The organism is Eggerthella lenta DSM 2243, assembly GCF_000024265.1.
Classification (GTDB): domain Bacteria; phylum Actinomycetota; class Coriobacteriia; order Coriobacteriales; family Eggerthellaceae; genus Eggerthella; species Eggerthella lenta.
The window spans coordinates 2862655-2876254 of sequence record NC_013204.1; the positions used below are offsets into that span (position 1 = coordinate 2862655).

Sequence of the window (13600 nt, forward strand, 5' to 3'; positions counted from 1 at the left end):
GCCGACACTCAATTGGCACCCTTCTCGCCCAAAACATCGGCTATGCGCTCGCTGGCATGCCCATCCCCGTAAGGGTTCGAGGCCCGCGACATCGTTTCGTAGGCCTCGTCTGACTCAAGTAGCTCGGTAAACGCCCGATATATCCGCTCCTCATCGGTTCCGACGAGTCGAAGCGTCCCGCATGCGACCCCCTCGGGCCGTTCGGTCGTGTCACGCATGACGAGCACGGGCTTGCCAAGGCTTGGCGCCTCTTCCTGGATCCCGCCCGAATCGGTGAGAACAAGGTGGCTTGCCGCCATGAAATTGTGAAAATCGATGACTTCCAAGGGCTCGACGATGCGCAGACGATCGAAGCCGTCTAGCTCGGCATGCGCGGCTCTTCGCACCTCGGGGTTCATATGGATAGGATAGACTGCCTTCACGTCAGGATGCTCTTCCATGACGCGCCTAACGGCTCGGAACATTCGAACCATGGGCTCACCCAGGCTCTCGCGTCTATGCGCAGTGAGGAGGACGAGACGGGATCCTTGCGCCCAGTCGAGGTGCTCATTATGATAGCCCTCGCGCACTGTTGTTCGGAGTGCATCGATGCCGGTGTTGCCCGTCACGAAAATCCTTCCTACGGGTTTACCTTCGTCGAGCAAGTTGCGCTTCGATCTCTCAGTTGGGGCGAAGTAGTATTCGGCAAGGACGTCAACCGCCTGGCGGTTGAACTCCTCGGGCCAGGGAGAGTATAGGTTCCGCGTTCGGAGTCCTGCCTCGACGTGACCGACGGGGATGCGGAGGTAGAAGCACGCGAGCGCCGCAGCAAACGAGGTGGTTGTGTCGCCATGGACGAGCGCCACGTCTGGAAGCTCCCGCTCGAGAACCGACTTGATGCCGAGCATCACGCCGCACGTTACGCCAAAGAGCGTCTGGCCCGGCTTCATCACCGCGAGATCGTAGTCGGGAACAATTCCGAATGTGCGCAGCACCTGATCGAGCATTTCACGATGCTGTCCCGTGACGCACACGGAAACATCGAAGTCGGACGGTCTCGACTTTAGTTCCTTAACTAGGGGGCACATCTTGATGGCTTCTGGGCGCGTCCCGAAGATGAGCAGAACCTTCTTCATTTTCCGCTCCTCTCCTTCGATCGAATCTCCCTGCTCACAAGCCTCATGAATCGAGCGTTTCCCATGACGTACCTTCTCATCAGCCTCTTTGGCTCCTTCATCATCCTAAATAACCATTCGAGGCCCATCCTCTGCATCCAAAGAGGAGCTCTGGGGATTGATCCTGAAATCACGTCGAACGATCCGCCGACGCCGACGTAGACCCCCTTTAGACCCATAAGACGGAAATGCTCGATAACATGCTCTTTCTTCGGCGAGGTGATGCCTACAAATACGATGTTCGGCCTGCTGGATGCCACCTCTTCTCCGACTGCACTAAAATCTTCATCGTCGAAATAGCCGTCCATGATCCCACAGATGTCAAGTCCTGGATAGCTTTCCTCTAACTTCCGGCGGGCGGTCTCCACCGTGTCCCGCGTAGCTCCGAGGAGAAAGATCCGGTATCCTTCGCTCTGGGACAAGCGACACAGCTCGTGCATAAGGTCGATTCCCGCAACCCTCTCCGGGATGTCGATGCCCAGCCTTCTCGCAGCCATGACCATTGAAGCCCCGTCGGCATTTACGATTTCGCACTGCCTAATCATGCGATCCATTGTTTGATCGCTTCGCATCTGCAACAGCTTGTCAGCATTCACTCCTGCCAGATGCGCGAACACTCCCGTCTCCACGAAATCCTTTGTTCTGGATACGGTTTGCTCCATGGTATAAGGGTCTATGGGCGCGCCCATGATCTCGATGCGTGCAGGGTAGCCCATTGTCTAGCATGCCCCTTTCCCGTTGAACATGGCCGCAACAGTCTTCGCGACCACCTTGAGGTCAACCAGGAACGACCTTTCCTCGATGTAGGCGAGGTCCATGTCCACCATCTCCTCGAAACCGGTGTCGCTGCGGCCCCGCACCTGCCAGTAGCCGGTGAGGCCGGGCTTGACCGACAGGCGGCGCATGGCGCGCTCGTCGTACTGGGTGACTTCGGAGGGAAGCGGCGGCCTGGGGCCCACGCAGGAGAGCTGGCCCATGAGGCAGTTCAGGAACTGCGGGAGCTCGTCTATGGAGTGCTTGCGGATAAAGCGGCCTATGCGCGTGACGCGCGGGTCGTCCTTGATCTTGAACAGCGGGCCGTCGGCCTCGTTGAGCTCTGCGAGCTCCGCCAGGCGCTCGTCGGCGTCCTTGTGCATGGAGCGGAACTTGTACATGTCGAAGGCGCGGACCTCGCCGCCCCTCCCGATGCGCCCGACGCGCTTCTGGGAGTAGATGGGGCAGCCTGGGCTCTCAACGCGGATGGCGATGCAGAGGACGATCGAGGGGACCAGCAGCACCGCTATCGCGCACAGCGAGAACGCGATGTCGAACGCCCTCTTCACGAAGCGGTAGCCCAACCGTCCTTCCGCCGGCGCAGGGACGGGCACGGGGCCCTCGGCCTCCGACACCAGCTCGGGCGCCAGGAACGCCACGTCGGAGGCGGCCATCGGCTCGGAGCCGTATGCGGTTCCCGCCGGCGCCGCGCGGGATCCTTCGACTCGCTTCGCTCGCTCGGGATGACAACCCGAGGAGTCGCTCCGCTCAGGACGGCATTCCCCGACCCTTGCGCTCGACTTTACATAACCGCGCTTATCAGACATTGGGGGCGTGGAAATCTCCTCTTGCTCCCCCGCCGTTGCGAAGTCGTCTACCAGCGCGACGGCTCCGTCGGCGGTTACGTCTATTGATTTGTCAGGGTTTCTTTCGAACAATCTCTAATCCGACTTTGACGGTTTTCACACGACCAAGAATCTCTATCTCCAGATACGCCAGGCGCTTGTGGCGATCGAGCTTCTTGATGAGACCCGTCTGGTTCATCAGCGGGCCGTTGAGGATCACGATCTCGTCCCCTTCCATCACGCCGCTCGAGAACTCGACCACGCGGTGGTCAGGCTTGGTGAACGCGTTGATGAAGGCGACTTCTTGATCGTCGAGAGGAGTGAACACATCGTTGTTGCCGAGGAGCCTAGTGAACTTGGGGACGCTTCGCAACGCCTCACGCAGCTTTCCAGGCTGGTCTGTTATTACGAAAATATAACCAGGTAGCAGCACTTCTGAACGCATTTTCCATACGCCCTGGATGCGCTTTTTGACTTCGTACTGGGGGATGAAGGATTCTTGGATCAGCTCTTCGTCGACAAGCTTGTTGATCAGGTCAAGCACGTGCTTTTCCTGGCCGCCGACCGTTTGCACGACGTACCACAATGCCATCACCTCCCTGGCAAGACGAAATAAAGATACGGCTTCGCCCTAGCCATTCAGGCCAAAACGCAACAACGATATGCATCCTCTTGATCGATCCGGAACGCGCACCCAGCGACGATCCCGCTTTCCTCAAGATATGTATGCTGCCGTGTTTTTCACACATCGCCCTGTCGTATCCAGAGCTTGCAGCGGTGCAGTTTCCTGCCGTTAGATCACAGGTCGAACCTGTGGCCTAACGGCAGGAAGCCGTCAAACCGAACCTACAGACGCGCATGCGCTCCTCGCGTTCGGTACGTCCGCTTCGCTTCGGCGAAGTAGCCGTAGTGCTCCACCCGATGCGCATCGCTTGCGATGTACGCGTACAGGTTCTCGTCGAACAGGCGCTTGGCGGGCTTGCGCTCGGCTCCCATGCGACCGCCGGCAATGAAATCGGCCGACGCTTGCAGCTTGCAACCCATCTTCACCAGACCGCGCGCCACCTCGACATCCTCCTGGATGGCGCGATAGCGCTCGGGATGAGCGATGATCACTTGGTAGCCCATCCCCTGCAGTTCGAAGATGGTCCGTTCGTATATCTCGAAGTCGGGCTTGCCCGCCCTCGTAGACAGCTCCAATAAAAACTCGTTCGTGCCGTCGAAGTGCAGATGCTCGGCCCATTCCATGCCCAATTGCATAAGCTTGGAATGGTTCACCTCGAAGCCCATCGTCAGCGGGAACCCGTCAGCGTGCGCCACGAGCAACTCGTAAGCATCCCACATCGCGTCGTAGTCGAAGTAGGGATCGCGCACATGCGGGGTACACACGATAGACGTGATTCCCGCAGCCTTGGCAGCCTCCAGCATGGCCAGAGACTCGTCCAGGTTGCGCGCACCGTCGTCGACGCCGGGAAGGATATGGCAATGCAAATCCCTCATCAGGCCCTACGCCCTCTTCCTGCCACGGGATCCTTAGCGAATCCGCCGCGACCGCCTGCAGGAACGGGGCTGCCCTGCGCACCGCGGGGCGCACGACGCCCGGCCGTGGGAACCGGCGTGCGCGTCTCGGCCTGCAGCGCGGCAACATCGCCGTCGTCCTTCAACCGTCCGCCGTCCTTGGTATAGTACGCGTAATAGTATTCGGAACCGGTGCCTTCGCAGAACGTGGCGCAGATGCCGAGGATGTTGGCATCTGCCTTCTTCAGCTGCTCGCACGCGTCCACCAGCTCGGAACGCTTCGTCGAGCCGGGCTTGACCACCAACACCGTGCCGTCCACCAACGTGGACAGGATGGCGGCATCGACGAAGGTGCCGACCGGCGGCATGTCGTAAATCACATAATCGTAGCTGTCCTCCAGCGTGGCAACCAGCTTCTGGTACCGCTTGGATGAGATGATGTCGGCCGGGTTGGGTATGTTCGGCTCGACGTCGAGGAAGAACAGGTTGGGAGTCTGCGTCGGCGTGACGGCCGTCTTGAGCGGTGCCGCATCGGTGAGGACGGCGTACACGCCCGCCGCAGGACGCACGTTCAGCAGGCTGGCAAGCGTGCGACGCCGCATGTCGGCCTCCACGAGCAGCACCGTCTTGCCCGACGTGGCAATAGCGCGAGCCAGCTCCACGGAGCACGTGGACTTGCCCTCGTTCGGCACCGAACTCGTCATGACGATGGAGCGGATGGGGTTGTCGGGCGACATGAAGCGGATGTTCGCAAAAAGCGTCTTCGCCGCGTTCTGCACCTCGAGCATGTTGGACGCCTGCTTCTTTTTCTTAGCCATGGCCTATACCCTCCTAACCCTTGATCGTGGGGATACGGCCGATGACCGGAATGCCCAGCAGTTCTTCAGCTTCTTCAGGGTTGCGCACCCGCGTGTTCAACATATCCAGCACCACCACGATGGCCACTGCCAGGAAGATGCCCGCGAGAAACGCGACCGCCGTGTACATGGCGCGCGGCGGGCCCGAGGGATCCGTGGGAACCTCGGCCGCGTCGACCACGTTGACGCTCTCGACGCCCATGACGCTTTGCGCGGTGGTGGACAGAACGGTGGATATCTCATTGGCGACGATGGCAGCCGCATCGGGCTTGCCCGCCGTCACCGAGATGCTGATGACGCGCGTGGTGGTGCCCGCTTCGACGGAAATCTTGTATCCGCTGAGCGAAGACATGCCAAGAGCCTCGGCCGTGCGCTTCTGCACGGTCTCCGACTTCGCCAAAGTCGCTATGTCGTTCGCCATGAGCTGGCTGGCGGTGAGGTCGTTGTACGCGGTGGTGCTCGAAGAGCTCGCGTCGTCCTTCGCAGTCAGCACGTACACGGACACCGTGGCCGTGTACTGGTTCTGCATGAGACCCCAACTGAAGCCTGCCGTCGCGATCGCGAGCACGACGGGCAGCACCACCACCAGGGCCAGGTGCTTGCGCAGCAGTTTGAATAGTTCGAGCAGTGTCATTCGTTCGTCTTTCTCTTCAGCGTCGTACGTACGCTGCTTGCTTACTTGCCGTTAACGGTGGTCTCGGCAGCTTCGGGATTCTCGCCGGCGTCGACCGCCTTCATCAGTGTAGCCCAACCCTCGGGATCCTCGTAGCACAGCCACAGGCCGCCGTATTCCTCCATGAAGTCGCCCTTGTACGGACCGGTGCACGTGTAGATGGTGGGGTTGCCCGCCTGTGCGAAATCGGTCGCAAGCGAGATCATCGTCTGCAAGTCGATGCTCGTAGACACGCACTGGGAGAGGTTTTGGATCAGGCCGGGGATCTCGACCGGAGGAGCTTGCAGCACGTTCTTCATGAGCGCCATGGCCATCGCACGCACGTTCGACTGGCGAATGGCCTCCTGGTCGTCGCCATAGGCGGTGCGCATGCGGGCAAGCGCCACGCACTGCTCGCCGTTGAGCAGCTGGTTGCCGGCCTCGATATGGACGGGCGCCTGATCCTGCGTGTACACCTGGTAGTCGATGGTGTAGGGCACGTCCACGTAGATGCCGCCGATCGAATCCACGAACTCGGCCAACCCGGCGAACTCGATTTCCACGTAGTCGGAGATCTTCACGCCGGTGAGGTCCTGCACCGCCGTAACGGCGCCAGCCGCCCCGTTCACGGCGAACATCTGGTTGATCTTCTCGACCTTGCCGTTGTACTCGTACGGCGTGTCGCGCGGAACCGACACCATGGTGATGACGTGGCCCACCGGATCGATGCGCACGAGCACGAGGGCGTCGGAGCGCTCCCCGTACGTCTCCCAGTTGTCCGAGCCCACCAGCAGCACGTAGAACGGCTCCATCTGGGAATCGGAGGGGGCGAGAACGCTGCTCAACTCGCTTTGCTCCTGAGCGTCGAGCGCCATGTTGCTTGCGAGGCTGCTCGTGTACCAAGCGCCGTACGCGGCGACGCCGCCCACGAGCACCACGACGACGGCGAGCGCGATAAGCGCCGCCCGCTTCAGCTTGGTGTGCTTCTTGCGCTTCTTGCGCACGCGCACGATCTCGTCAGCTTGCGAAGCGTAGCCGTAGTTCGCCGGTCGCTGGTTTGGATACGGCGTCTGCCCCGTCGGGCGCGAAGCGTACCCACCGCCCTGCGGATAAGGCCGGCTGCCATGGGGAGCCTGACCGAAACCGTCCGCAGGAGGTTGCCCATAGGCGTGAGAACCTCCGCGCGAAGCGGAGGCACCATGGCGACCCGAAGCCGTCTGTCTGTTGTTGTCGTCGAATCCCATAGGGAAAATGCGTTTCCTAACCGTCCGTCTCGCTCGTCGCGAATCTCTTCAACACTCAATTGAGCCGGAGCGCTCGTCTGTTCCGTCCTCATGATAATAGCACGGTTTCAGTTTAGCAACAGAAAAATCGGTCTTCGGTGAAGCCCCCCCCCCCCCCGAGTTTTTTCGTTTTCCCACGTCAACGGCAAAGTAAAGCAGTGTAAATTCTAAGTGGGAAGCTCCTTGGACATCAGATGAACATAAGGGGCTGCAGACGTTTGAAAGCCTACCGATCACGTTAAAAAACAGTCCGTTTTGATGGATTTCGGTACATATTCTCAGTCAATTTTTACATTTTCCTTTACTTTCCTCACCGACGGCTGGCATAATGGTCAGTCGCTTTACACGAAATTCTTTCCTGTTTCTTTTCGCGCAATGCCAACGAATCAGAAAGCGGCTCGAGTCAAGCGCAATGCACGCCGCAGGAGCGGGTGCGACCGAAAAGCGCGCATCGAGCGCGCACGAAGAGAAACGGAAACGAATAATGCAGAATTTCGCCGACCTCGGCTTGTCCGAGGCTGCCCTTGCCGCCGTCGAGCGCCTGGGCTACGAGAACCCCACCCCTGTGCAGCTGCAGGCCATCCCGTTGGTCCTGGAAGGCCGCGACCTCATCGCCGCCGCCAGCACCGGCACGGGTAAGACCGCCGCGTTCCTGCTGCCCATCCTGAGCACCCTGCCGCGCGGCAAGAGGGGCAAGCGCGCGCCCCGCGTGCTGGTGGTCAGCCCCACCCGTGAGCTGGCGCAGCAGATCTCGCAGACGTGCATGCAGATCACCCGCAAGACGGGGCACTACGTGACCACCGTGTTCGGCGGTACGCCCTACGGCCCCCAGATCAACGAGATCCGACGTGGCACCGACGTGCTCATCGCCACGCCCGGCCGCCTGAACGACCTCATGAACAAAGGCGTCGTTGACCTCGGCGGCATCAAGTCCCTCGTGCTGGACGAAGCGGACCGCATGCTTGACATGGGCTTCCTGCCCGCCGTCACCACCATCGTAGACGCCACCCCCGCCGATCGCCAGACGCTGCTCTTCTCGGCCACCATCGACCACTCCATCCAGAAGAACCTGGGCTCGCTGCTGAACGACCCGGCCGTCGTGGAAATCGCCCGCAACGGCGAGACCGCCCAGACGGTCGAGCAGTTCATGATGCCCATCGCCAATTTCAAGAAGCCCGAGCTTCTGCAGGCGCTGCTGGAGGAGAAGGGCTCCGACCGCGTGATCGTGTTCGCGCGCACGAAGAACCGCACCGAGGATTGCGCCGAGGCACTGTGCGACGCAGGCTACCGTGCCGAGTCCATCCACTCGGACAAGTCGCAGGGCCAGCGCAAGCGCGCCCTCGACAACTTCCGTCGCGGCCGCACGTCAATCCTCGTGGCGACCGACGTGCTGGCGCGCGGCATCGACGTGCCCGACGTGGATCACGTCATCAACTTCGACCTGCCCGACATGCCCGAGGACTACGTGCACCGCATCGGCCGCACGGGTCGCGCCGGAGAGCAGGGCTTCGCGGTCTCGTTCGTCACGCGCGAGTCGCGCCGCACGATGAGCGACATCGAGAAGCTCATCGGCAAGAACGTGCCCCTCATGGAGCTCGAGACCTACGAGCTGGACATGACCGTGCTGGAAAAGGGCAAGAAGGGCGCTCCGAAAAAGGGCGGCTACAAGGGCAACAAAGGCTCCGGACGCCCCGCGGGCGCCAAGCGCTCCGACAAGCGCGGCGGCGAGAAGCGCGACTTCGAGCGCCGTTCGGACAGCCGCGCCGAGGGCCGCTCGGACAACCGCCCCGGGCGCGGCAAGCGCGCCGAGGGCAAGCGATCCTTCGACGGCGCCGCCAAGCCCGACGGCCCGCGCAGCAACAACATGGATCACGCGAAGCGCCGCCTCGAAATGAACGAGAAGAAGCGCGAGAAGTCCGCTCCGAACGCGAAGGGCGCCGCCAAGCAGAACGGCTCCAAGAAGAAGGCGGGCGTCGGCGGCTACAACTACAGCAGGTTCGCGAACAACTAAGGCGCACTCGGGGCGAGCTGATCCGACTTCGTATCTCCCATATATATAGGTAAGCGCCGCGCATCGTTTCAAGATGCGCGGTGCTTCTTCGTTTCCGAAAGGGAACCTCTTCCTAGACGATGCGCTCAGGATGCGCGTACACGTTGAAGACGTCGCGCTTGGCGAATCCGACTAGCGTGACGCCCCAACGCTGGGCCAGACGCATCGACAAGCTTGTGGGCGCACCGGGAGACGCAACAACAGGGCAGCCGAGACGAATCACCTTCACGATGATCTCGCGCGGCACCCGGCCGCTGAATAGGAGCATCTTATCCGACGCATCCACCCCGTTCAAGAAGCACCAGCCGACCAGCTTGTCCAAAGCACTGTGGCGCCCGATATCCTCGAACCATGCAACCACCCCGCACTGGTCGACCAGAACCGCGCTGTGCACGCCGCCCGTGCGCCGAAACAGCAGCGAGCGGTCCTCCAGAAGAGCCATGCGCTCGACCACCTGAGCCGCTTGCAGCGTGAGATCGGACTCCACCGGCAAGAACCCTTCCGCATCGCACGAGGGATCTCCGCCGTCACCACGCTCGAACACTCCGGAAATCACCACCCCGCCGTCGCGCAGCGTTTCGACGTGTCGGCGACGTCGACGCGAAGCCCCGGCAACATCGACACGCACCGACACCGCACCCGAATCCAGATCGACGTCTATAGCGCTCACCTGCTCAGGATCCGTGACAACACCCGCCAAGAACAAGTTGCCTGCGACCAGCTCGCGCACATCCCAAGGCGAACATGTCGTGTCGCACTGCCGTGCGCCGTTCACGAACACGGTCAACTCCGCCTCCTGGATGACCGAATCGTCCCGCTTCGAAAAGCGCGCGTCTTCGTACCGCACGATAGGCATATGCGTGCATGCCGAAACCTTGGACTCCGTATCGACAAGGGCAAACGAACGGCTGCGGATCATGGAGCACCTCTTTTCAACCGATCGCATTCGCAACTCCGAGCGGGCGGCGACCCGAAAAGGCCGCCGCCCGGAGAGGGAGGGAAGGCGAGATCAGGCATTCACCTTGTTGGGAAGGTACCAAACCGAAGGATTCGCCCCTTCGTCGGGAAGCAGCTGGAAGCCGGCGGCGGATTCGGCCTGCTTTTTCAGCGTTTCCAAGTCGCCGAACACGCGCGCGCCAGCCGGACATGCAGCCACGCACGCCTGAGGCTCGTTGCCGCCTGCATCGATACGATCGACGCAGAAGGTGCACTTGTCAACGCGCCCCTGCGGCATGGCGGTATACATGACGGCTTCGTACTCGTTAAGTTCGGTCCCGAAATAGCCGTCCTCGTTCTCGCGGTAATAGCGCGCGCCGTAGGGGCAAGCCATGATGCAGGATTTGCAGCCGATGCACTTCTCCTTGTCCACCACCACGATGCCGTCTTCGCGTTTGTAAGTAGCGCCCTCGGTCGGACACGCCTCGACGCAAGGCGGATTCTCGCAATGCATGCACAGCATGGGGACGATATGCATCGTTGCGTCTGGATACTCGCCCTCAAACTCTCGCTTGACATGGGAGCGCGTTATACCCGGAGGGGTTCCATGCGCCTCCTTACACGCTACGGCGCATGCGTGGCATCCCACGCATTTCTTCAGATCGATCAGCATTCCGTAAGCCATGGTTCACTCCTCCCTTTATGCGATCTTCTCAAGCTTGACGCGAATGCACTGGTCGAACGCCGAGCACACATGATCCATGCGGTCAGGGGTCTGACCGGGAACCAGATGCACAACGGGAACGCCCTTGTCCTTCGCAATGGGCATATAGGCCGACTTCGAACCCCAGTGCCCGCCGATGACGGCCACGCATTCGGAATGCACGCCCTCGGACGTAGCCAGCACGCCCTCCACCGATACGCCGTCGACCGTGACAAGCCTCACCTTATCACCGCTGGCGAACCCTTTCGCCCGAGCCGTAGCGGCGTTGATCTCAATGGTGTAGCCGTAAGGGTTCTCTTCATTGATCTCGTTGATCCAGGGGTTCTCCATGAGCCACGAGTCGGTGTTGATCGCATCGGTGTAATACACGGGGAGGATGTCGAAGCCAGGATCGGTCACCTCATACCCGCAGCCGGGCTTCCAATCGGGAAGAGCCTGGTAGTCGTCGACCTCCCACGGAATGCCCAGCTCGGCGACCTTGGCCTCCACCTTGCTCTTCGCCTCCAACAGGAAGTCGAAGTACAGCGGCACGCGGCCAGGTTCACCGTTTGCCCAGATGTACACTTCGTCAACGGTGCGAGGATGATCGTACACAGCATGCTCTTTCAGCCATGCGAAGTCGTGCTCTTCGTCGATGTTGGATTTTAAGATGGAATCGGCGAAAGCCTCTACGTCGAGCTTCTGGTCCATGGGTACCGAATACTCGTCCTTCACGCGGAACATGCCGTTAAGCGTGGCGATGAATTCGGCGTTCTTTCCGGCGCGACTTGCCAATTCTGCGAACAGCTGCCAGCTGGAAGGCGCGCCGTCCTTCGGCTCGACGACCTTCTGCCACACGGGAACGGTCCACGGATTTTCCAAACCGCCGATGACACGATGGTTGCCTGCTGCATGCGGCAGCGGCTCGGTGCGCTCCAGATAGCAGCATTCGGGCAAGATCACATCGTAGAAATAGGACGACTCGTTCAGAAACATATCGATGCCTACAACGTACTCGTAATTCTTGAAGATTTCAGCCTGTTCGTCGTAGTTGCCCCACCATTTGATGGGATTGCATGCATAGCAGAGAGCGACCTCGGCGGCCTGCGTGCGATACAGGTCGGGATGAGCCTGGGCAATGTGCTCGAAGTGGTTGTCGTCGGACATGGGCTGGAGTTCCATCATGCCCATGGTCGTAGGCGTGTAATCGCCTTCGTACACCTTTTTATAGTAAGAGTTCGGGAATGCAAGCAGCAGACCGGCGCAGTCGATGAGCCCCTCGGGCTCCCATAAACCGGGGCGCCACGACATGGTCGGGTTGTCGTCGGCCCAGCCGTTGCAGATGGGATCGAAACCGCAGAAGCCGCCGACGGAGTTCGTCGAACCGATGAGGTTGTTCAGGCTGAACACGGCCCAGCAGCTATGGAAAGCGTGCTTATGGCGCGTGATGCCGGAAAACGCGTCGACGGCAGCAGGGCGATAAGGCAACGTCACGCCGTCGATCTCGGTGGTCTGGCCGATGCAGGCCGCTTCGCCAAGCTCTTTGGCAACCTGGCGGATAGTGGCCGCGGGAACCGTGGTTATGCTCTCCTGGTACTCGGGCGTGTAGGTCTTCAGATGCTCTTTATACAGGGTGAATCCTGTCGAGCACTGCCTGCCGTCCACCTCGAACGTACCCTCGAGTTGGGGGGCGCTGCACCGATCGTAAGGCTTCGCCTCGCCGTCGGAATCCATGTACAGCGAATGCCCTGTCTTCTCGTCGAAGACGATGCGCTTGGTATCCAGGTCGACCAGAGAAGGGCCGTTGGTACGATTCGCAAGGAACTCGATGTCGATGAGGTTTTCCTCGTGAACGAGCACGTACGCGATGGCAAGCGCCGCAGCGGCATCGGTGCCGGGGCGAATAGGCACCCAGAGATCGGCTTTCTCTCCCGCAGCGCCCATATGCGGATCGAACACCACGTGGCGCAAACCGTTCTTGCGACGCTCAGCGAAAGGCTCGACGGTCATGTTGTATCCATGACGGGTAGCCGTGCCCGCATTGGTGCCGAACTGGACGACGTAGTTGCAGTTGACATAGTCGGGACGCGCATTGCCCGTCCCCGTGAACAGGTATTCTATCTGATGGACCCCGGCTCCGCAGATATCGGAGCAGCTGCCTTCGGCGTTGCCGTAGATCACGCCGAGTGCCGTATGGCGCACCAGAGAGCCGATCTGGCTAGCCACCATGGACATGCCGGTGACGGCGTGCGGGCCGCTGCGCTCGATAGCCGCCTTCATGTGCTCGTCCACCAACCCGTAGGCCTCGTCCCAGCTGATCTCCTCCCAACCCGGATCCTCGTCGAAGCCCTTCTTGGGATTCGTGCGCTTCAGAGGCTTGGTGATGCGGTTGGGATCGTAGAGTTGCATGATGCCCGACGCGCCCTTGCCGCATATATGCCCGCGGCCGATGGAGCTGTCGGGATTGCCCGTCAGTTCTACCACAACGCCGTCGATGACATGCGCTTTAATGGAGCAGTTGTTGAAGCACATGTTGCAGGTAGTGGGGATCCACTCGCCCGCTTTCGGATCGTAGGCCGTTTTCTCGACCCCCGCCGTATGCTCGGACTCCTTTTCGGCGCCTGGCGCGCAACCGACGATACCGCCCGCTAGCCCTACGCCGAGCGCAGTCGCCCCCCCGCCCGCCACAAAACCCCTTCGGCTGATTCCCATGCCGTTCTCGCTCATGGTGCTACCCCCTTCAGCTCGTCTACGAGGGCACCCGCAACTTCAGCGGCTGTCCCCTCCGACACCGCTTAGTGTCTGCTGTCAAGGTACTCTATAGTTCTATGACAGTCAATCACTTTAAT

General features: G+C 60.8%; 12 protein-coding genes. 1 reads left to right on the forward strand and 11 read right to left on the reverse strand.

Going from position 1 to position 13600, the window contains the following annotated elements; all coding sequences use genetic code 11:
* Positions 1–8: 8 nt before the first annotated feature.
* The 8 genes from wecB to ELEN_RS12280 all read right to left on the reverse strand — a co-directional run bounded on the left by wecB (position 9) and on the right by ELEN_RS12280 (position 7023).
* Positions 9–1115: a non-hydrolyzing UDP-N-acetylglucosamine 2-epimerase gene (gene wecB, locus ELEN_RS12245; protein WP_015761183.1), complete on the reverse strand. Its 1107-nt coding sequence runs from the start codon at positions 1113–1115 to the stop codon at positions 9–11.
* Positions 1112–1870, reverse strand: a complete 759-nt coding sequence (locus ELEN_RS12250; protein ID WP_015761184.1) for a WecB/TagA/CpsF family glycosyltransferase — start codon at positions 1868–1870, stop codon at positions 1112–1114. The genes wecB and ELEN_RS12250 overlap by 4 nt, the downstream gene beginning before the upstream one ends.
* A 3-nt stretch (positions 1871–1873) precedes the next feature.
* Positions 1874–2581, reverse strand: a complete 708-nt coding sequence (locus ELEN_RS12255; protein WP_041691661.1) for a sugar transferase — start codon at positions 2579–2581, stop codon at positions 1874–1876.
* Positions 2582–2825: 244 nt separating this feature from the next.
* Positions 2826–3344: an antiterminator LoaP gene (gene loaP, locus ELEN_RS12260; protein WP_015761186.1), complete on the reverse strand. Its 519-nt coding sequence runs from the start codon at positions 3342–3344 to the stop codon at positions 2826–2828.
* Positions 3345–3598: 254 nt separating this feature from the next.
* Complete coding sequence (locus ELEN_RS12265; RefSeq protein ID WP_009609354.1) at positions 3599–4252, reverse strand: CpsB/CapC family capsule biosynthesis tyrosine phosphatase; 654 nt, start codon at positions 4250–4252, stop codon at positions 3599–3601.
* Positions 4252–5088: a CpsD/CapB family tyrosine-protein kinase gene (locus ELEN_RS12270; protein ID WP_009306549.1), complete on the reverse strand. Its 837-nt coding sequence runs from the start codon at positions 5086–5088 to the stop codon at positions 4252–4254. The genes ELEN_RS12265 and ELEN_RS12270 overlap by 1 nt, the downstream gene beginning before the upstream one ends.
* A 13-nt stretch (positions 5089–5101) precedes the next feature.
* Positions 5102–5761 carry a YveK family protein gene (locus ELEN_RS12275; protein ID WP_009306552.1) on the reverse strand — a complete coding sequence of 220 codons (660 nt, stop codon included), beginning with the start codon at positions 5759–5761 and terminating at the stop codon, positions 5102–5104.
* A gap of 41 nt (positions 5762–5802) precedes the next feature.
* Positions 5803–7023, reverse strand: a complete 1221-nt coding sequence (locus tag ELEN_RS12280; protein ID WP_009609431.1) for an LCP family protein — start codon at positions 7021–7023, stop codon at positions 5803–5805.
* A gap of 523 nt (positions 7024–7546) precedes the next feature.
* Here ELEN_RS12280 and ELEN_RS12285 point away from each other — a divergent pair.
* On the forward strand, positions 7547–9073 hold the full coding sequence (locus ELEN_RS12285; RefSeq protein WP_015761187.1) for a DEAD/DEAH box helicase: 1527 nt from the start codon (positions 7547–7549) through the stop codon (positions 9071–9073).
* Positions 9074–9185: 112 nt separating this feature from the next.
* Here the strand turns inward: ELEN_RS12285 and fdhD are convergent, their stop codons facing one another.
* The 3 genes from fdhD to ELEN_RS12300 form a co-directional block, all read right to left on the reverse strand.
* Positions 9186–10031 (reverse strand): formate dehydrogenase accessory sulfurtransferase FdhD, encoded by an 846-nt coding sequence (fdhD, locus tag ELEN_RS12290; protein WP_015761188.1) that lies wholly within the window; start codon positions 10029–10031, stop codon positions 9186–9188.
* Positions 10032–10121: 90 nt separating this feature from the next.
* Positions 10122–10733: a 4Fe-4S dicluster domain-containing protein gene (locus ELEN_RS12295; RefSeq protein ID WP_015761189.1), complete on the reverse strand. Its 612-nt coding sequence runs from the start codon at positions 10731–10733 to the stop codon at positions 10122–10124.
* Between the two features lie 15 nt (positions 10734–10748).
* Positions 10749–13478 carry a molybdopterin-dependent oxidoreductase gene (locus ELEN_RS12300; RefSeq protein ID WP_015761190.1) on the reverse strand — a complete coding sequence of 910 codons (2730 nt, stop codon included), beginning with the start codon at positions 13476–13478 and terminating at the stop codon, positions 10749–10751.
* Positions 13479–13600: the final 122 nt, after the last annotated feature.

Bases quoted from the DNA above. Each gene is read 5' to 3' on its own strand.
- wecB (WP_015761183.1), bottom strand. From the start codon at position 1,115: ATGAAGAAGGTTCTGCTCATCTTCGGGACGCGCCCAGAAGCCATCAAG.
- ELEN_RS12250 (WP_015761184.1), bottom strand. From the start codon at position 1,870: ATGGGCTACCCTGCACGCATCGAGATCATGGGCGCGCCCATAGACCCT.
- ELEN_RS12255 (WP_041691661.1), bottom strand. From the start codon at position 2,581: ATGGCCGCCTCCGACGTGGCGTTCCTGGCGCCCGAGCTGGTGTCGGAG.
- loaP (WP_015761186.1), bottom strand. From the start codon at position 3,344: ATGGCATTGTGGTACGTCGTGCAAACGGTCGGCGGCCAGGAAAAGCAC.
- ELEN_RS12265 (WP_009609354.1), bottom strand. From the start codon at position 4,252: ATGAGGGATTTGCATTGCCATATCCTTCCCGGCGTCGACGACGGTGCG.
- ELEN_RS12270 (WP_009306549.1), bottom strand. From the start codon at position 5,088: ATGGCTAAGAAAAAGAAGCAGGCGTCCAACATGCTCGAGGTGCAGAAC.
- ELEN_RS12275 (WP_009306552.1), bottom strand. From the start codon at position 5,761: ATGACACTGCTCGAACTATTCAAACTGCTGCGCAAGCACCTGGCCCTG.
- ELEN_RS12280 (WP_009609431.1), bottom strand. From the start codon at position 7,023: ATGGGATTCGACGACAACAACAGACAGACGGCTTCGGGTCGCCATGGT.
- ELEN_RS12285 (WP_015761187.1), top strand. From the start codon at position 7,547: ATGCAGAATTTCGCCGACCTCGGCTTGTCCGAGGCTGCCCTTGCCGCC.
- fdhD (WP_015761188.1), bottom strand. From the start codon at position 10,031: ATGATCCGCAGCCGTTCGTTTGCCCTTGTCGATACGGAGTCCAAGGTT.
- ELEN_RS12295 (WP_015761189.1), bottom strand. From the start codon at position 10,733: ATGGCTTACGGAATGCTGATCGATCTGAAGAAATGCGTGGGATGCCAC.
- ELEN_RS12300 (WP_015761190.1), bottom strand. From the start codon at position 13,478: ATGAGCGAGAACGGCATGGGAATCAGCCGAAGGGGTTTTGTGGCGGGC.